A 17,322-nucleotide genomic window follows, 5' to 3' on the forward strand; every position below is an offset into this window, starting at 1 on the left:
CCGCCGGGTGTTGGTGTGTCAACAGTTGTTGGCCTACGGTCGTGGACATGACCGTCGCCCCCACCGACGCGCCCCGGCCCCGCCGCTCGGACGTCACCCGCGCGGCGATCCTGCGCGCCGCCCGGGAACGGTTCGCCTCCGACGGCTACGAGCGCGCCACCATTCGCGCCATCGCCGCCGACGCTCGGATCGACCCGTCGATGGTGATGCGCTACTACGGCAGCAAGGAGGGGCTGTTCGCGGCGGCGGCCGAGTTCGACCTACGGCTGCCCGACCTGACCCACGTCCCGCCCGGGCAGCTCGGCGAGGTGCTGATCCGGCACTTCCTCGCCCGGTGGGAGGGCGACGAGACGCTGGCCGCCCTGCTCCGTACGGCGAGCACCAACCCGGGCGCGGCCGAGCGGATGCGGGGCATCTTCGCCAGCCAGCTCAGCGCCGCGGTGGCCGGCTTCGGCACCGACCCGGCGACCACCGGCCGGCGAGCCGGCCTGGTGGCCAGTCAGATCCTCGGGCTGGCCTTCACGCGCTACATCGTCCAGCTGCCGCCGATGGTGGAGATGGCACCGGAGGAGCTGGTCGGCTGGGTCGCGCCGACCCTCCAGCGTTACCTGACCGGGCTGCCGGAGAACTGACCCAACCTTTTGCCGCTCCCCGTGCGTCTGTCGGGTGACACGGAACGCGACGGCCGGGGAGGGGGCGGATGGGACCGGCGGCGAACGACGGGCGCGACGGCTACGTCGCCTTCGTGGAGAACCACCAGCACCGGCTGCTGCGTGCGGCCTACCTGATCTGCGGCAACCGGCACCAGGCCGAGGATCTTCTCCAGGACGCCCTGCTGAAGTTGGCGCTGCGCTGGCCCGCGGTCCGTGACGGCGACCCGGCCGCGTACGTGCGGGCCATCCTCTACCGGGACGCCGTCTCCTGGTGGCGTCGCCGCCGGCGGGAATGGCTCGGCGGATACCCGCCGGAGCAGGCCGCCCACGACCGGGACGGGCTGCTCCGGCTCGCCCTGCACGACGCCCTCGGGCAGCTCCCGCCCCGCCAGCGGGCGGTTGTGGTGCTGCGCTACTTCGAGGACCTGACCGAGACGGCGACCGCCGAGGTGCTCGGCGTCACCGTCGGCACCGTGAAGAGCCAGTGTCACGCGGCGCTGCGCCGGCTCCGCGAGGTGGCCCCTGAGCTGGGCCGCGAGGACGGCCGGCCGAGCGGCATGGAGGTGAACCCGTGAAGGAAGAGGACCTGGCCCGACTGCTGGCCGTGGCCACCGAGGACATCCGGCCGACGCACCCCGCGTCCGCCGGCTGGGAGCGGGCCCGCCGCACCCGGCGTAACCGCCGTGCCGCCGGTGCCGCCGCCGTCGCGGTCGTCCTGCTGACCGGCGGTACGGCCGTTGCCCTGCGCCCCGCCGACCGGCCGTCGCCGATCACACCGGCCACGCCGACCGCGAGCCCGGTCCCGAGCGCCGCACCGGTGCAGCGACCGCCGGAGCAACTGACGTATCCCGGTGACCCGCTCGCTCGCCTCGGCGACCCGGTGAGCGCGTCGCTCTCCGCCCGCCCGGTCCGCCAGGCGCTGGCGCTGTACCAGCCGGTCGATCCGGGAACCGGCGTCGAGGGACGGATCCGGGTGCTCGGCGACGACGGTCTCGTCCGGGATCTCGACGTGGTCACCCCGGCCAAGACCCGCGACGCCGACGGCAACGCCGCCGTCCCGCTGAAGAGCAGCAGCCTGTCGCCGGACGGGCGGACGGCCGCCTTCGCCCAGACCGACGAGGTGATCGTGGTCGACCTGACCACCGCGACGGTCCGCCACTATCCGCTCAAGGGCTACCTGGAGCACGTCCTCTGGTCCGGCGACCGGCTGTTCGTCGGCGACAACGACACCACGTACGAGGTGGACCGGGGCACGGGTGCCGCCCGGGAGGTGTCGGTGTCCCCCTGGGACGTGATCAGCCCCGACCCGAGCGTCCGGACGGACACCGTGTTGACGCTGGGCGGCGCCCCGGAGAGCCTCACGCTGGGCAGATACACGCAGAGCGCCGCGGGCACGGACCGAAGCTCCTGGCCGCTGGACTTCCGCGCGCTGCCCAGCGGCAACCGGGTCGACGAGTTCTACGGGCGGGGCTGGCAGCGCGGCGACCAGGTGGCCCGGGCCGGCTGGCTCACCACCGGCAGCATGAGTGGGCTAGAGGGGGTTGCGGTGCTGAACGCCGAGACCGGAGTGGTCACCCGCCTGCTCGACCTGGGCCGGGACCGCTGGAAGGCCTGCTGCGAGGTACTCGGCTGGGACCGGGACGGTGCCTTGCTGCTCCGCCACGACCCGGGCGGCCTGCTGCGCTGGCAGCCGTCGACCGGCGCGGTCACCGGCGTGGTGCGGGACCTGCACGGCGAGGTCTCGCTCGCCGCCGGCTGAGCCCGGCCAGCGCGCGACCGGCATTCCGCCGCGCGTTCCGGCCGGGAGCCGGCGCGCGCCGTACCGCCGAAGCGCCGGACCCGCGCGACGGCCCTCGGCCGCACGCGGGTCCGGCGACGGTCAGCTGTTCAGCCCGCCGGGCTGGTCGCCCTTGACGACGGGAGCCCGGACCAGGTTGCCCCACTCGGTCCACGAGCCGTCGTAGTTGCGCACCTGGGGGTAGCCGAGCAGGTGCCGCAGCACGAACCAGGTGTGGCTGGACCGCTCGCCGATCCGGCAGTACGCCACGATGTCGTCGTCCGGGCTCAACCCGAGCTGGTCGGCGTAGATCGCCCGCAGCTCGTCCGGCGACTTGAACGTGCCGTCGTCGTTGGCTGCGGACTTCCACGGCTTGCTGACCGCGCCGGGAATGTGGCCGCCGCGCAGCGCGCCCTCCTGCGGGTAGTCCGGCATGTGCAGCATCTCGCCGGTGTACTCGCCCAGCGAACGGACGTCGACCAGCGGCCGGCCGGCCGCGACGTGCGCCATCACCTGCTCGCGGTACGCCCGGATCGGCGCGTCGTCCCGCTGCGGGACGGGATACTCGGCGCGCGGCCGGGACACCTTCTCCCGGGTCAACTCCCGTCCCTCAGCGATCCACTTCTGCCGACCGCCGTCCAGCAGCCGGAGGTCCTGGTGGCCGAAGAGGGTGAAGACCCAGAGCGCGTACGCGGCCCACCAGTTGAAGTTGTCGCCGTAGAAGACCACCGTGTCGTTGCGACCGATGCCCTTGGCGGCGCAGAGGTCGGCGAAGCTCTTGGCGTCGAGGTAGTCCCGGGTCACCTGGTCGTTCAGCTCCAGGTGCCAGTCGACCTTGACCGCGCCCGGGATGTGGCCGGTGTCGTAGAGCAGAACGTCCTCGTCGGACTCGATGACGACGAGGCCCTCGTCGCCCAGGTGCTCGGCCAGCCACTCGGTGGTGACCAGCCGCTGGGGATCCGCGTAGGCCCGAAGGCGGGGATCCGGATCACTCGGCACAGACATGATCCCCAAGGTACGCCCGATGGGACGCCGGGAACCCGGCATCCGAGGTCAGGGCCCACAATGTGGCCGACCGCACGGCGGCGGCCGGCGCCGGGCGAACGGTCAGTCGGTGAACGGGCCGAGCACCGGGCGCTTGGCGGTGACGGTGTCGCCGGACGAGCGGCCGGTCACCCGACGCTTGATCCACGGCGCCAGGTGCTGGCCGACCCACCGCGCGTCGGCCGCGCGGGCGGCCAGCCACGGCGTCGGCGCCGGATGCGGCGGCACCATCAGCCACTCCTCGTCGCAACCCACCCCGAGCGCGGTCAGCACCTGGCCGGCGACCCGGCGGTGCCCGGCCGGGGAGAGGTGCAGCCGGTCGGTGCTCCACAGCATCGGGTTGAGGTAGGTGTCGTCGGCGTAGAGGTCGACCAGGATGCCGCCGTGCCGCTCGGCGGTCTCGCCGACCGCCTGGTTGAGCAGCTGCACCCGGGGCGCGACCAGGCGCTGGCCGGGGAGCCGGGCCATCACGTCGGCGAACCGGAACAGGATCACGTCGGCGCCACCGGAGCGGAGTTCGCGGACCACGTCGTCGAAGCGGGCGACCAGCGCGTCCGGGTCGAAGGTGCGGCGCAGCACGTCGTTGCCGCCGGCCGCGAAGCTGATCAGGTCGGGCTTCATCGCGACCGCCTCGGGCACCTGGGTGGCGACGACGTTCGGGAAGAGCCGGCCACGGATGGCCAGGTTCGCGTACTGGAACTCCGGACCGGCCTCGGCGGCCAGCCGGGTGGCGACCAGGTCGGCCCACCCGCGGTAGGTGCCGTTCGGGTAGGGGTCGTCCATCCCCTCGGTGAAGCTGTCCCCCACCGCCACAAAGCTGCGCCAGCGCACCGCGCCCCCTCGCTCTCGTTGCCTGCGGCGACAAGTTTTGCACCGCCGGCCGGGCCGGTGGGTCCCGCTACTGGGCGACGTGGCAGAGGTCATCGAGCCGGATCGAGGCGCGGGCGAACGGGCCACCCCCCGTCGGTGTGGCCCGTTCGCCCGCGCAGCTCCCGCGTCAGCCGAGCAGCTGACCCCACGGGGTACCGGCCGGCACCGGAAGGCTGCCCAGCACCCGACCGTCCGCGGCGTAGCGGACCAGCCGGTAGGCGGGCGCGTCGTCACCGAGGGTGGCGGTGTTGATCTGGGCGATCATGGTGCCGCCCGGGAGGAAGTGAACCTGCTCGGCCTGGCCGCGACCGGTCTCCCCGCGCCACGCCGGGTCGAGCGGCGTCAACTCGGTGGCGACGCCCGTGCCGACCTGCACTCGGAAGTTGCGGATCCGCCAGGTGCAGCCACACTCGCCCGCGTTCGGCACGTGAGTGCTGATGACGACGTCCCGGCCGTCCGGGGAGAAGCCGGCCACGCTGTGGATCCTGAGATCGGCGGGGATGCGGGGCTTCACGAAGTGGAAGGAGCTGCCACCGCCCTCGGCGATGCGCAGGGCGCGTTCCTGGACGAAGGCCACCACGCCGTCCCCGACGAACGGGCACTTCGACTCCTGGGTGGCGAGCACCCGACGCCCCTTGCCGTCCGGGCGGACGCCGACCACCGTCCAGTCGCCCAGCGCGCCCTCGGTGTAGGTCACGGTGAGGTTGTCCAGCCAGCGCGGTTCGCAGCCCCGGTCGCCCGGCGCCGGCACCGTCGTGACCGGACCGCCCTCGAAGGCGCTGATCATCAGCTGGTTCGGGTTCGCCGAGCGCCAGGCCATCCGCCGGCCGTCCGGGGATGCGACCACCTTGCCCTCGGCCTTCGGGTCGGCGGGGCGACCCTCCCGGACGAGCTCCCAACGGCCCGCCGGGGTGCTGCGCCAGACTCGGGCCGGCGCGTCGCTCGTCCCGCCGTACTCCCGCTCGGAGTACCAGGTGAGCTGCGGCCAGCTCAGGTTGCTGCCGGTGCCGGCCGGGGCGCTCCGCCGGACGTCGCCGGACCGCGGCGCGGACCCGCCGGTCCCGCCGTCGTCGGCGACCCGGGCCACGGCGACCGGCTCGGTGCTGGCGGGAGTGCCGGCCGGCCGCGCGGCGGCGCCGACCGTGGTGGCCGGCGTGGCGCAGCCGGCCGCCGCGAGAGGCAGCAGCACCAGCGCCGCGGCGCCCATCAGCGCGCGGGGCCGCAGCGCCCGCCGCAGCGCCGAGGTGAAGACGGTACGGGGGGTGAGGATGCTGTCCATGGGGGTGGCCTCCGGGAGCGGATCTCGTTCCGACGCCCCCCAAGACGCGTCCCCTGTGGATCTCAGTTGCCGCTGTTCAACGCTGTTTTCCGACAATCTTTTCCGGCCTGGGACGGCAACCATCCGGGCGCTCGCAGACGTCTGGGATTACTCGATTCAGCGGTCGCCGCGTGGTGGTTCGACCATCGGCCGCCGGTACGGCCCCCAGGCGACGAAGCGGTCGAAGAGATCGCGGGGCGTCGGGCCGTCGTCCGGGTTCAGCCGGAACAGGTCGTGACTCGCCTCGTGATAGAGCCCGGAGAGGTAGACGGCCAGGTCGAGGTAGCGGCCGTCGTACTCGACCTTGAGCAGCAGCCGGGCCTGCGCGCAGGGCCACGGCAGACCGCACGCGCGGCACAGCCAGAGCGGTCGGATCGGCAGGTGCGGCGGGTGGTCCGGCGGATACGCCCGGGGCCGATCGGCGTACGGCCCGAGACGGGGCACCGGAAGCTGGCGCGGCGGTCCGGCCACATCGACCTCCTCAGCGGGTTACGGAGGGGGCCGCCCCGGTACGGGGGAACCGGGACGGCCCCGGAGCGAACCAACCCCGTCCGGGCTGGATCGGGGCGGATTCGCTGCGTGACACTCTGCTAGCCAGGTGACTACTGTCGGAAGTGATCGACGGGGGTCGTGGTGGTGGCGGGGCGAGCGGTCCACCGGGCGGGATCCGCCCGGGAGATCCGGTGAAGTCGTGGAGGAGATGTGGAAGGTGAGCCGATGGCCGAGCTGGTCCGGGCGCAACTACGGCGGCTGCGACTGAACGCCGACCTGAGCCAGGAGGAGTTCGGGAAACTGGTCCACTTCTCGGGCTCCCAGGTGTCCGCCGTCGAGCTGGGCCAACGGCCGCTCGACCGGTTCTTCCTCAAGCGCGCCGACGAGGTGCTCGGCACGGGCGGCCTGCTGACCTCCCTGCTCAAGCTGGCGGAACGCGACGGCCAGCCAAGCTGGTTCCGCCCCTGGCTCGAAGCAGAACGACAGGCCCAGCAGCTGCGCTGCTACCAGCCGAGCTTGGTGCCCGGCCTGCTTCAGACCGAGAACTATGCGCGAGCGTTGATTCGCTGCGACGACACGATCAGTGATGACGAGGTGGAGCGCCGACTGGCAGTCCGAATGGATCGGCAGTCCATCTTCGTCCAGCCCGACCCTCCCAAGTTCGTCGCGGTGATCGAGGAATCGGTTCTCCGTCGTGCCGACGAGGCCTTCCGCGGGCTGATGATCCAACAACTCGATCACTTGATCGGATGCGCGGAACGTCCGCACATCAGCGTCCACCTCATCCCCATCGAAATCAGCGTGCATGTCGGCCTGGTCGGCCCCTTCGTACTTGGCCGAGGCAGCGACGGCGGATGGGTCGGTCATCTGGAGACCCAGCTCGGTGGCGTCGTGGTCGATAAAGATGAGGATCTGGCTATCCTGCTGTCGAGGTGGGAGAGCGTGCGTAGTGAGGCGCTTCCTCGACGGCAGTCGGTCGAGCTGATGAAGGAAGTGATGACGTCATGGAGCTGACTGGCGCTACCTGGCGGAAGTCCACCCGCAGCGGCACCCAGGGCGAATGTGTCGAGGTGGCCGACAATCTGACCGGGGTTGTCGGGGTTCGGGACAGCAAGGACCGGGGTGGGCCCGTGCTGACCTTCGACCCCTGGGCGTGGCGGTCGTTCGTGGAGTTCGCCCGGCGGCGCTGAACGAGATCGACTCCGTTTCGGCGATCTGGCGGTATCGCCCGCGTTCGGATACCCCGATGTCGCCGACATCGAGTCGATCAACCCGCGAACGGCCGGATCGCCGCGGGTCGGGGCCCGACGTGGGCACCCGACCTACGGCGATCCGGGTTGATCCGACCGGCTAGTCGGCCGTACCGATGATCTGCATGTTCTTGAGGGTCGACGGCTCGGCCTTCTCGGCGACCTTCTTCCCGTCCTCGTCGACGAGGAGGAGGGTGTAGCGGTCGCCGCTGCGCACCCGGACGACCATCGAACCGTCCGCCTGGAAGTAGACCTGCCGCAGTTCACGACCGCCGAGCGGCAGGGTGACCTGCTTCCCGGTCCGGGTGTCGAGCACGGCGTTCACCAGCAGGTCGCGGGCGGCGTCCCCGCTCTCGCCGTTGCGGTCGATCCGGAACAGCGCGATCCGCCGGCCGTCCGGAGAGAGGCTGGTGACGTCGTTGCAGTGGTAGCGGCTGCCCTTGACGTCGAGGCCGGGAATCGTCCGCCGCCCGGTGCCCGTCCGGTCGGTCACGACGACGGTGCCGTCGCCTCCGTCCGCGAAGGCCACCGTGCCGTCGGCCGCCCACAGCGGATGGCAGCCCTGGAACCCCTTGACCTCGGTGAACGCACCCGACGACACGTTCAGCAGGCCGGCCCGGTCGTAGCCGCCGTCCTCGGCGCCCAACCGCACCGTCAGCTGCCGCGAATCCGGCGACCAGGTGGGTGACCAGCACATGTTGTCGACCAGGTCGTGGAGCTTGCGCTTGCCGGAGCCGTCGAGAGCGGCGGTCCAGAGTGAACCGTTGTCCTCGACCCAGGCGACCTTGCGGCCGTCCGGCGAGACCAGGGCGTTGAGCCGCGCGGGCCCGGCCGGCAACTGGAGTCGCCGGGCAGGGGTACCGCCGGGCGTCCACGAGTAGAGGTGGGCGGTGTCGCCCCCGCCCAGGCTGAACGGGCCGTAGAAGAGCCGGCCGAAGGTGGCGTCGGTGGCCGGCTCGCTGCTGGTCGAGCTGGCCGGAGGCGCCACCGACGGGCTGGTGCTGACCGACGGGCTCGGCGACGCCGACGGCGACGGGCTGGCGGTGATCGACGGGGTGGTCGCCGGAAGCGGGTCAGCCCCTCGATTCGGCATGATCGCGAAGGCGGTGCCGGTGGCCGCGCCGAGCAGCACCAACGCGGCGGCGGAGGTGGCGACGGCGCGCTGGATGCCGATCCGGCGGGACGTCCGCAGCGCGCGGTCCCGCAGGTCGACCGGGGTGACCTCGTCGGCCAGGTCGGCCAGGTCGAGCCGGAGACGCTGGTCGTTCATCGGGCACTCCCTTCCAGGACGTACAGCTCGGCAAGCTCGGGTGCGACGGTGCGCAACTTGGCCAGGGCCTCCGAGGTCTGGCTCTTCACGGTGCCGACGGTGACGCCGAGCATCTCGGCGGCCTCGGTCTCGGTGCGGTCCTCGAAGAACCGCATCACCAACACGGCGCGCTGCTTCGGCGAGAGCTTGGCAAGCGCCGCCCGCAGGGTCAGCCGCAGCGTGGTCTGGCTGGCGTGGTCGGGGGCCGAGTCGCCTCCGCGTGGTTCGGGCAGGTCGCCCGTCATCGACTCGGGTACCCGACGGCGTCGCCACCAGGACACTTGCAGGTGATACATGGTCTTGCGGGTGTACGCCTCCGCGTTGCCGCTGTGGTGCAGCCGGTTCCAGGAGCGGTGGGTCCGGGCCAGCGCCGACTGGACGAGATCCTCGGCCAGGTGCTGGTCACCGGTCAGTAGGTAGGCCGAACGCAGCAGCGCCGGCGTTCGGGTACGGACGAACGAGTCGAACTCACTCAGCAGCGGGTCCACACGAGCCGATCCTTGGGGTAGTCGTTGATGACTTTCCAGACGCCACCCCGGGATCGCCGGGTTGCCGCCCGGGCAGCCGATTTCCGGCGAAAGTCTCGGCGACGAGCGGCGCAATAGGGTCGCCGCCCCCGCCGCACCGCTCGTAAGCTGCGCCAATGCTGCTTCGCATGTCGACCCTGCTGCTCCGGACCCTGCGCGAGGATCCGGCGGATGCGGAGGTGCCGAGCCACCGGCTGCTGCTGCGCGCCGGCTACATCCGCCGTGCCGCCGCGGGCGGCTACACCTGGCTGCCGCTGGGCAAGCTGGTGCTGGACCGGATCACCGAGGTGGTCCGGCAGGAGATGACCGCGATCGGCGACCAGGAGGTGCACTTCCCGGCGCTGCTGCCGGCGGAGCCTTACCGGACCAGCGGACGGTGGACGGAGTACGGCGACGACATCTTCACCCTCGCCGACCGCAAGGGCGCCGAGCACCTGCTCGCCCCGACCCACGAGGAACTGGCCGCGCTGCTGGTGAAGGACCTCTTCACCTCCTACCGGGACTTCCCGGTGACGCTGTTCCAGGTGCAGACGAAGTTCCGGGACGAGGCACGGCCCCGGGCCGGGCTGCTGCGCGGGCGGGAGTTCCTGATGAAGGACGCCTACTCGTTCGACCTGGACGAGACCGGATTGCAGGCGGCGTACGACCGGCACCGCGCCGCGTACCAGAAGGTCTTCGACCGGCTCGGCCTGACGTACACGGTGGTGCACGCGATGTCCGGGGCGATGGGCGGATCGGCGTCCGAGGAGTTCCTGGCCGCCACGCCGGTCGGCGAGGACACCTTCGTCGGCTGCACCGCCTGTGACTACGCGGCGAACACCGAGGCGGTCACCACCCGGGCACCGGTCGCCGGCGACCCGTTCGCGCATCCGGCGGCGGAGGCGCACGACACCCCGGACACGCCCACCATCGCCAGCCTGGTCGAGCTGGCCAACACCCGCCGGCTCGGCGGGCGGGAAGACTGGACGGCCGCGGACACCCTGAAGAACGTGGTGCTGACCGTACGCCGACCGGGCAGCGACGAGGCCGAGTTGCTGGTGATCGGCGTGCCGGGCGACCGCGAGGTGGACCTGAAGCGGCTCGGCGCCGCGCTGCACCCGGCCACGGTGGCCGTCTTCGAGGGCTGGGACGAGCAGCCCGAGCTGGTCCGTGGCTACATCGGCCCGCAGGTCCTCGGCAAGCTCGGCATCCGTTACCTGGTCGACCCCCGGGTGGCCGCCGGCTCGGCCTGGCTGACCGGGGCGAACGAGCCGGGGCGGCACGCGGTCAACGTGGTCAGCGGCCGGGACTTCACCCCGGACGGCACCATCGAGGCCGCCGAGGTGCGGGCCGGTGACCCCTGCCCGGGCTGCGCCGACGGTGAGTTGACCATCCGGCGGGGCATCGAGATCGGGCACATCTTCCAGCTCGGCCGCCGGTTCACCGACGCGTTCGCGGTGGACGTGCTCGGTCCGCAGGGCAAGCCGGTGCGGCCGACCATGGGCTGCTATGGCATCGGGGTGTCCCGGGCGGTGGCCGCGGTCGCCGAGCAGCACCACGACGACCGGGGGCTGGTCTGGCCGGCGGCGATCGCGCCGTGTGACGTACACCTGGTGGCCGCCGGCAAGGGGCCGCAGCTGGACGCCGCGGTCGAGCTCGGCGGCCGGCTCGCGGCGGCCGGCCTGCGGGTGCTGGTCGACGACCGCACCCACGTCTCCGCCGGGGTGAAGTTCACCGACGCGGAGCTGATCGGCATCCCGCGCGCCGTCGTGGTGGGCCGCCGGCTCGCCGACGGGTACGTCGAGCTGCGGGACCGCGCCACCGGCGAGCGGACCGAACTGCCGGTGGACGAGCTGCTGGACCGGCTGACCGGTGAGGTGTCCGGAAACCGGGTGTAGCCGCCGCGTCACGGGGTACCGCAGTCGGATCGGCGTATGCGTATTCGGAGGCTCTCATGACCGGTTACCGGGTCAGCGACGTGATGACCAGGCAGGTGGTCTACCTGTCCGCGGAGACCACCCTGGACGAGGCGGCCAAGGTGATGAAGGAAGCCGACATCGGTGACGTGGTGGTGACCGACGGCTCCAGCCTCGCCGGGGTGCTCACCGACCGGGACATCGTGGTCCGGGCGGTGGCCGAGCGGGCCGACCCGGCCACCACCACGCTCGGCTCGATCATCACCCGCGAGGTGGTGATGATCGAGCAGCACTCCACGGCCAGCGAGGCGGCGGCGTTGATGCGTGAGCGCGGCATCCGGCGGGTGCTGGTCTGCGACACCGACCGCAAGCTGGTCGGCATCGTCTCCCTCGGCGACCTGGCGATGCAGCTCGACCCGCAGTCCGCGTTGAGCGAGATCAGCGAGCAGTCGCCGACTGTCTGAGTCGGCGGTCGGGGCCCTCGCCGGTACCGGTGGGGGCCCGTGATCAGCAGCGGTAGCCTCGACGCATGTCCGCCATGCCGGCCAGGTTGGCCGAGATCGTCGACGAGTTCGCCGCCGCCCCCCGGGACGTGGTGCTCGAGATGCTGCTGGAGTACGCCGACGTCATCCCGCCGCTGCCGCCCGGCTCGGCCGAGCGGGAGGGCATGGAGCAGGTGCCGGAGTGCCAGACGTCCTTCTTCCTGCGCGCCCGCGTGACGCCCGAGAAGACGGTGGAGACGCTCTTCGACTGCCCGCCCGAGGCGCCGACCACCCGGGCGTTCGCCGGCATCCTCGCCGAAGGGCTGGCCGGCGCGAGCGCGGACGAGGTGCTCGCCGTCCCGGACGACCTCTACCAGCGGATGGGGCTGGCCCAGGCGATCAGCCCGCTGCGGGTACGCGGCGGCACCGCCATCCTGGCCCGGCTCAAGCGCCAGGTCCGGGAACAAGTCAACTGAGCGGGGAGTTGCCACCGATCATGGAGATCGAGATCTACGCCGACGTGGTCTGCCCGTGGTGCTACATCGGCAAGCGCCGGCTCGACGAGGCGGTGGAGTCGTACGACGGCCAAATGACCGTCCGCTACCGCCCGTTCCAGCTCGACCCGTCGCCGGTGGCCGAGCCGGTTCCGGTGGTCGACGCGCTCGCCGCCAAGTTCGGCGGCCCGGACACCGCCCGGCAGATGATCGACCGCGTGACCCAGGTGGCCGCGGGAGCGGGGCTCAAGCTCGACTACGACCGGGCGATCGCCGCGAACACCTTCGACGCCCACCGACTGGTCCGCTACGCCACCGAGCGCGGCCGGGCCGGCGAGATGATCGACGCGCTCTACCGGGCGCACTTCGTCGACGGGATCGACATGGGCTCGCACGAGGCCCTGGCCACGCTCGCCGAGCAGGTCGGTCTGGACGGCGCCGACGCGCGCCGGTTCCTCGACTCCGACGAGGGCACCCGGGAGGTGGGCGCCGATCTGGCCGCCGCCCGCGACCTGGGGGTGAGCAGCGTGCCGACCTTCGTGCTCGCCGGCAAGTACGCGATCCAGGGCGCCCAGGACACCGCGACCCTGCTCGCCGCGTTCGCCGAGGTCGAGCGCCGGGAATCCGCGGCCGGCTGACCGGCCACCCGGGCTGACCGGCCACCCGGGCTGACCGGCCACCCGGGCTGACCAGCCACCGGCCCGGCCGGGAGATCGACATCGGTGATGTTTCACGTGCAACGGTATCGATGTCGACGAGTGGCCGGGTCGGGGTGATCGTCCGGCCGATCAGGCCGGGCGGGCCAGATCCTCGATCACCTGAGCCCCGGGAAGCGCACCCACCGCCGGCCCGGGCAGGGCGATCTTGCTGTGCCGCACCCCCGAACCGATGATCACGTGTGGCATGGCGATCACCCGGGCGTCGACCAGGATCGGCCACTGCGCCGGCAGGCCGATCGGGGTGATCCCGCCGTACTCCATGCCGGTCAACTCGACCGCGTCGGCCATGGGCGCGAAGCTGGCCTTGCGCACGTCGAGCGCCCGGCGGGCCACCCCGTTCACGTCGGCGCGGGTGGTGGCGAGGATGACGCAGGCCGCGTAGCGGACCACGCCCTCGCGCTTGCCGGCCACCACCACGCAGTTGGCCGAGGCGTCCAGCCCCACCTCGTAGGCCGCGCAGAACGCGGCGGTGTCGGCGAGGTCGGCGTCGATCGGCGCGACCAGCACGTCATCCACGTCCACCGGCGCGTCGGCGGGCCAATCCGCGAGCGCCGCGGCGACCGGCGGAGCGAGCAGGTCGAGGCGGGTCCGGGCGGGTTCGGTCTTCAGCGTCCCCATCACGGGTGCGATCCTCGCACCCGCGACCCCGCACCGCCCACCCGAAGCGCCGGAACGCCCCGACCGTGCGGCTCGGGCCCGGCCGTGCGGCCCGGACCCGGCCGCGCGGCCCGGACCCACCGTGCGGCTCGGAGCCCGGCCGTGCGGCTCGGAGCCCGGCCGTGCGGCTCGGAGCCCGGCCGTGCGGCGCCCGAGCGCGGCTCAGCTGCCGGCGAGGAAGGCGTTCTCCTTCAGGAAGGTGCGGTCCCGGTTGGTGGCCAGTTCCTCGGCCCGCAGCGCCTGAGCGCGGCGAACCTCCAGGTCCTCCATGCCGTGCCGGACGGCGAGCCGGATCACGCCGTAGAGGAAGACGAAGCCGAAGCAGTAAAGGATGACAGCGGTGACGACAGCGAACATGCCGTCACGCTAGGCCGAACGTGAACGGGGATTCTTCTCATCTCCGGTCGGTTCCCCCGTACGTGTCCGCCAGGTGGTCCGCCCAGGTCCGGGTGCCCCGGGGCAGCGCCTCGGTGACCAGACCACCGGCCCGCAGCGCGCGACCGAGCTTCCCCGGGACCCGCACCGGCAGCAGCGGCCGGCGCGAACGTCGGGCGGCCCGCCAGGCGCGTGCCGCCTCGTCGACGCGGAGCACCTCCGGCCCGCCGTACTCCTCGATCCCGCGCAGCGGCCCCGCGACCAGCCGGGCCGCGAGCCGGGCCGCCACCTCACCCGGGTCCACCGGCTGGGCGAGGACCGCGCGGTCCGCGATCGTGGGGCCCAGCCGGCTCATCGTGGTCAACAGTTCTTCGAGGAACTCCGGGAACTGGGTGGCCCGCAGCACCGACCACGGCACCGGGCCGGCCGCGACCACCTGCTCGGCGGCGAGCTTGTGCCGGTAGTAGGAGAAGGGCACCCGGTCCACCCCGACGATGGAGATGAAGACCAGGTGCCGCACCCCGGCCTTCCCGGCGGCCACCACGAGCCGCCGGGTGCCCACCACGTCGACCTGATACGCACGCCGCCCCTGGTCCGAGGCCGACGCCAGGTGCAGGACGGCGTCGACCCCGGCCACCGCCTCGGTCAGCCCCGCACCGGTCGCCAGGTCGGTCACCACCCACTCCACCACCGGATCGGTACGCGGTCGCCGGCTCGTCGCCCGTACCGCGATGCCGTCCTCGATCAGCCGCGGCAGCACCTCTCGGCCGAGGCGACCTCCCGCCCCGGTCACCAGCACCTTCATCTCGTCCTCCTCGTCAAGCCCAACTCCGACTTCCCGCCGGCACCCGGCCCGCCGTCCTGACGGCGTCGCCCGACCGGAGGTGACCGGGTCGTGCGGCGGATCGCCGCCCGCTCGGCTCAGCGCAGCAGATCCAGCACCGTCACCAGCGCGAAGAACGCGATCACGACCTCGCTGACCACCCACGCGTGCTCGTCGGCCCAGTCCCGGATCCGGGGCAACGCCCTACCGGCCCGGCCGCCGGCGAGCAGCAGGACGAGCAGCGGCAGGGCGAGCAGCACGAGAGTCAGCAGGATGAACGGCAGCAGGTGCCACCACGCCAGACTGTGCCGGGCGGCGCTCGCGCCGACCGCCGCCATGGTGAGGTCGTCGCTCGGCGAGGTGGCGATGAGCACCACCGCGTACCGCGCGGCGTCACGCGGACCGGCGTGCCGCAGCCGCCGCATCCACCGAGGCGGCCCGGTCTCGTGCCGGCGCAGGTAGACGATCACCGCCAGCACGACCAGCAGCGCCAGCACCGCCCAGTCGATCCGGCTCGCGGTCCGCTCGAACCGGCTCGCGTCGGCCTCCGCGTCCCCGGTCGGGCCGCGCAGCACCCTGGTGACCACCCAGCTAACCGTCACCCCGACGGTGACCACCGCACCCGCTCCGCCCAGATACCCGAGCGAGGCGGCGCGTGGCCGGTCGGCCGAGGCGAGCAGCACCGCCGTGACCAGCTGCGTCCCGGCGACCATCACCAGGGCCAGCGGCAGGATGGTCAGGAAGTTCATCGCCCGCCCATCCTCCCGGCCCGGCGGGCGGCCCAGCGCCGGTTCGCCCGGATCACCGGACGTGGGCAGGCCGGGCCCGCGGCGCGGCTCGGATCACCGCACCCGGGCAGTCGCGGCGGCCTCCAGCCGGGGTCAGCGGGCGGCGGGCACGACCCGGCCGGCCAGCGTGGCGCCGAGCAGCGCGAGGCCGGCGGCCACCGCGAGCGTCGTCAGGTAGCTGCCCGGGCCGGGTGCCGTCCCTGCGGCGAGCACCGCGCCGGTCAGCGCCAGCACGGTTGCCGCGAAGAGCGAGTCGCCCAGTTGAAGCGACGAACTGTTGCGGCCCTGCTCGCCCGGGGCGGACAGTTCCAGGGTGAGCACCGACAGCGAGGGGTAGAGCAGTCCCATGCCCATCCCGGCGACGGCCCAGCCGACCACACCGACGGCGACCGGCACCCCGGGCGCGACGGCGAGCGCGAACGTGCCGATGCCGGCCGTGATGCACGCCAGCCCGACGCGGGGCAGGGTGGCCCGGGAGGCCGGCGCCGGGATGCGGCCCTGCACCCAGGAACCCGCCGACCAGGCCACCGCCCCGACGGTCAGGACCAGCCCGGCCGCGGTCGGCGACAGGCCACGTTCCCGGGAGAGCATCAGCGGGATCACCACCTCCGCCCCGACGAAGGCCGCCGACGCCAGGCCACGCAGCCCGATGACGGTGGGCAGCCCACGGGCCGCGCGGAGGAACCCGGCCGGCAGCAGTCGCGGCGCGCAGAGCAGCAGACCGACGATCGCGACCGCGGTGACCACCACGGCGCTCGCGCCGCGCTGCTGACCCCCGATGTGCAGCAGTGCGGCGCTGGCACCCGCCCCGCAGGCCCAGGCGATCCGCGCCGCCGCCCCCGCCGGCACGCCGGTCACCGCGGTCCCGGCGATCGAGCGCAGGCCCGGGTGGATCAGCAGCCCGGCCGGCACGGCCACCGCCGGCACCGCCAGGAACACCCAACGCCAGCCCAGGTGCTCCACGATCAGGCCGGCCACCGCCGGCCCGACCAGCGACGGTACGACCCACGCGGCGGCGAAGGCGGCGAAGATCCGCCGGTGCAGCTCCTCCGGGTACGCCTGGGCGACGATCACGTACAGCGCCACCGAGAGCAGCCCGGAGCCGAAGCCCTGCACCACCCGTCCGACGACCAGCATCCCCATCACCGGCGCGGTGCCCGCGACGACCAGGCCGACCACGAACCAGACCAGCCCGTGCCACATCGGCGAGCGCGGCCCCCGGGCGTCGCACCAGATGCCGGAGAGCACCATGGCCAGGACGCCGGCGGCGAACGAGCCACCGAAGGCCAGCCCGTACAGGGCGAACCCGTCGAGGCTGCGGGCCACGGTCGGCATCGCCGTACCGACCGCCAACGCCTCGAAGGCGAGCAACGAGATCAGGGCGACACTGCCCACCGTCATCGCGCGCAGGCGGGGGGCGAAGAGCCCGGGCGCCGCCACCGCGGGCGTGGCCGTGGCGGTCACCGCCGCTCACCCGACGGTTCGGCCCGGAGCAGGTCGATCAGCATTCGCCAAGCCTGCGACCTGAACCCGGATTGAAGTCAACCGGGGGGTGACGTGCCTCTCGTCAGCCGGCCTGCAACGCCTCGCCGATCCCCTTCGCCAAGCCCGAGAAGTGCTGGTCGGCGAGGAGGTGCCCGGCGGTGATCACCAGCGCGATCGGCCACTCGATGATCTGGAGCGCGGCGAGCACGCCCAGCCCCGCGTAGTAGGCGACCTTGTCGGCGGGCGGCACCGCCACCTCGCCCAGCATCGGCATACGCACCCGCCGGCTGTAGATCTGGACGGTTTCGCGGGCCCCGTTGAGATGTCGGGTCAGTGTGCTCATGTCGGCCTCCCCATTGACGGC

Annotated in this window: 21 protein-coding genes; 9 read left to right on the forward strand and 12 right to left on the reverse strand. The window is 72.9% G+C overall.

Translation table 11 applies throughout. The features are described 5' to 3' along the window. Positions 1–47: 47 nt before the first annotated feature. The 3 genes from ACIBBA_RS26015 (at position 48) to ACIBBA_RS26025 (ending at position 2,412) form a co-directional block, all read left to right on the forward strand. A complete protein-coding gene (locus ACIBBA_RS26015; RefSeq protein ID WP_396700545.1) occupies positions 48–632 on the forward strand; it encodes a TetR family transcriptional regulator in 585 nt (194 codons plus the stop codon). Positions 633–700: 68 nt separating this feature from the next. After that, complete coding sequence (locus ACIBBA_RS26020; protein WP_396700546.1) at positions 701–1,228, forward strand: SigE family RNA polymerase sigma factor; 528 nt, start codon at positions 701–703, stop codon at positions 1,226–1,228. Next, the gene (locus ACIBBA_RS26025) at positions 1,225–2,412 is read left to right on the forward strand and encodes a hypothetical protein (RefSeq protein WP_396700547.1); all 1,188 of its coding nucleotides are present in this window, start codon (positions 1,225–1,227) and stop codon (positions 2,410–2,412) included. Before ACIBBA_RS26020 ends, ACIBBA_RS26025 begins: the two co-directional genes overlap by 4 nt. 120 nt (positions 2,413–2,532) lie before the next feature. Here ACIBBA_RS26025 and ACIBBA_RS26030 read toward each other — a convergent pair whose 3' ends face one another. From ACIBBA_RS26030 to ACIBBA_RS26045, 4 genes are all read right to left on the reverse strand, one after another. Next, positions 2,533–3,435 carry a sulfurtransferase gene (locus ACIBBA_RS26030; RefSeq protein WP_396700548.1) on the reverse strand — a complete coding sequence of 301 codons (903 nt, stop codon included), beginning with the start codon at positions 3,433–3,435 and terminating at the stop codon, positions 2,533–2,535. Between the two features lie 102 nt (positions 3,436–3,537). Further along, positions 3,538–4,305, reverse strand: a complete 768-nt coding sequence (locus ACIBBA_RS26035; protein ID WP_357046679.1) for an SGNH/GDSL hydrolase family protein — start codon at positions 4,303–4,305, stop codon at positions 3,538–3,540. Positions 4,306–4,471: 166 nt separating this feature from the next. Then, entirely contained in the window at positions 4,472–5,623 is a 1,152-nt protein-coding gene (locus tag ACIBBA_RS26040) for a hypothetical protein (RefSeq protein WP_396700549.1), read from the reverse strand. Positions 5,624–5,779: 156 nt separating this feature from the next. Beyond that, the gene (locus ACIBBA_RS26045; RefSeq protein ID WP_396700550.1) at positions 5,780–6,133 is read right to left on the reverse strand and encodes a hypothetical protein; all 354 of its coding nucleotides are present in this window, start codon (positions 6,131–6,133) and stop codon (positions 5,780–5,782) included. A gap of 246 nt (positions 6,134–6,379) precedes the next feature. Here ACIBBA_RS26045 and ACIBBA_RS26050 point away from each other — a divergent pair, with 246 nt between their 5' ends. Both ACIBBA_RS26050 and ACIBBA_RS26055 read left to right on the forward strand, forming a co-directional pair. Next, the gene (locus ACIBBA_RS26050; RefSeq protein WP_396700551.1) at positions 6,380–7,168 is read left to right on the forward strand and encodes a helix-turn-helix domain-containing protein; all 789 of its coding nucleotides are present in this window, start codon (positions 6,380–6,382) and stop codon (positions 7,166–7,168) included. Then, positions 7,159–7,344 (forward strand): DUF397 domain-containing protein, encoded by a 186-nt coding sequence (locus ACIBBA_RS26055; protein WP_396700552.1) that lies wholly within the window; start codon positions 7,159–7,161, stop codon positions 7,342–7,344. The genes ACIBBA_RS26050 and ACIBBA_RS26055 overlap by 10 nt, the downstream gene beginning before the upstream one ends. Positions 7,345–7,504: 160 nt before the next feature. On the opposite strand, the gene ACIBBA_RS26060 is transcribed toward ACIBBA_RS26055, so the two are convergent. Both ACIBBA_RS26060 and ACIBBA_RS26065 read right to left on the reverse strand, forming a co-directional pair. Continuing rightward, entirely contained in the window at positions 7,505–8,674 is a 1,170-nt protein-coding gene (locus ACIBBA_RS26060; protein ID WP_396700553.1) for a hypothetical protein, read from the reverse strand. Continuing rightward, complete coding sequence (locus ACIBBA_RS26065; RefSeq protein WP_396700554.1) at positions 8,671–9,201, reverse strand: SigE family RNA polymerase sigma factor; 531 nt, start codon at positions 9,199–9,201, stop codon at positions 8,671–8,673. Before ACIBBA_RS26065 ends, ACIBBA_RS26060 begins: the two co-directional genes overlap by 4 nt. Before the next feature lie 155 nt (positions 9,202–9,356). Between ACIBBA_RS26065 and ACIBBA_RS26070 the strand changes: the two genes are divergently transcribed. The 4 genes from ACIBBA_RS26070 (at position 9,357) to ACIBBA_RS26085 (ending at position 12,749) form a co-directional block, all read left to right on the forward strand. After that, entirely contained in the window at positions 9,357–11,117 is a 1,761-nt protein-coding gene (locus tag ACIBBA_RS26070; RefSeq protein ID WP_396700555.1) for a proline--tRNA ligase, read from the forward strand. A gap of 56 nt (positions 11,118–11,173) precedes the next feature. After that, positions 11,174–11,599 carry a CBS domain-containing protein gene (locus ACIBBA_RS26075; RefSeq protein WP_350868637.1) on the forward strand — a complete coding sequence of 142 codons (426 nt, stop codon included), beginning with the start codon at positions 11,174–11,176 and terminating at the stop codon, positions 11,597–11,599. A gap of 65 nt (positions 11,600–11,664) precedes the next feature. After that, positions 11,665–12,093: a SufE family protein gene (locus ACIBBA_RS26080; RefSeq protein WP_350868639.1), complete on the forward strand. Its 429-nt coding sequence runs from the start codon at positions 11,665–11,667 to the stop codon at positions 12,091–12,093. A gap of 20 nt (positions 12,094–12,113) precedes the next feature. Then, positions 12,114–12,749 carry a DsbA family protein gene (locus ACIBBA_RS26085; protein WP_396700556.1) on the forward strand — a complete coding sequence of 212 codons (636 nt, stop codon included), beginning with the start codon at positions 12,114–12,116 and terminating at the stop codon, positions 12,747–12,749. A 150-nt stretch (positions 12,750–12,899) separates the two neighbouring features. On the opposite strand, the gene ACIBBA_RS26090 is transcribed toward ACIBBA_RS26085, so the two are convergent. The 6 genes from ACIBBA_RS26090 to ACIBBA_RS26115 form a co-directional block, all read right to left on the reverse strand. Next, positions 12,900–13,448, reverse strand: coding sequence for a YbaK/EbsC family protein (locus ACIBBA_RS26090; protein ID WP_396700574.1), 549 nt, complete (start codon positions 13,446–13,448; stop codon positions 12,900–12,902). A 201-nt stretch (positions 13,449–13,649) separates the two neighbouring features. Next, positions 13,650–13,844, reverse strand: a complete 195-nt coding sequence (locus ACIBBA_RS26095; protein WP_396700557.1) for a hypothetical protein — start codon at positions 13,842–13,844, stop codon at positions 13,650–13,652. Positions 13,845–13,881: 37 nt separating this feature from the next. Next, positions 13,882–14,667, reverse strand: a complete 786-nt coding sequence (locus tag ACIBBA_RS26100) for an SDR family oxidoreductase (protein WP_396700558.1) — start codon at positions 14,665–14,667, stop codon at positions 13,882–13,884. 116 nt (positions 14,668–14,783) lie between these two features. Then, the gene (locus ACIBBA_RS26105) at positions 14,784–15,434 is read right to left on the reverse strand and encodes a GAP family protein (RefSeq protein ID WP_396700559.1); all 651 of its coding nucleotides are present in this window, start codon (positions 15,432–15,434) and stop codon (positions 14,784–14,786) included. Positions 15,435–15,566: 132 nt separating this feature from the next. Then, positions 15,567–16,937, reverse strand: coding sequence for an MFS transporter (locus ACIBBA_RS26110; RefSeq protein ID WP_396700560.1), 1,371 nt, complete (start codon positions 16,935–16,937; stop codon positions 15,567–15,569). Between the two features lie 103 nt (positions 16,938–17,040). Beyond that, the gene (locus ACIBBA_RS26115) at positions 17,041–17,301 is read right to left on the reverse strand and encodes a hypothetical protein (protein ID WP_396700562.1); all 261 of its coding nucleotides are present in this window, start codon (positions 17,299–17,301) and stop codon (positions 17,041–17,043) included. Between the last annotated feature and the right edge of the window lie 21 nt (positions 17,302–17,322).

Source organism: Micromonospora sp. NPDC051006 (assembly GCF_044456245.1).
Taxonomy (GTDB): domain Bacteria; phylum Actinomycetota; class Actinomycetes; order Mycobacteriales; family Micromonosporaceae; genus Micromonospora.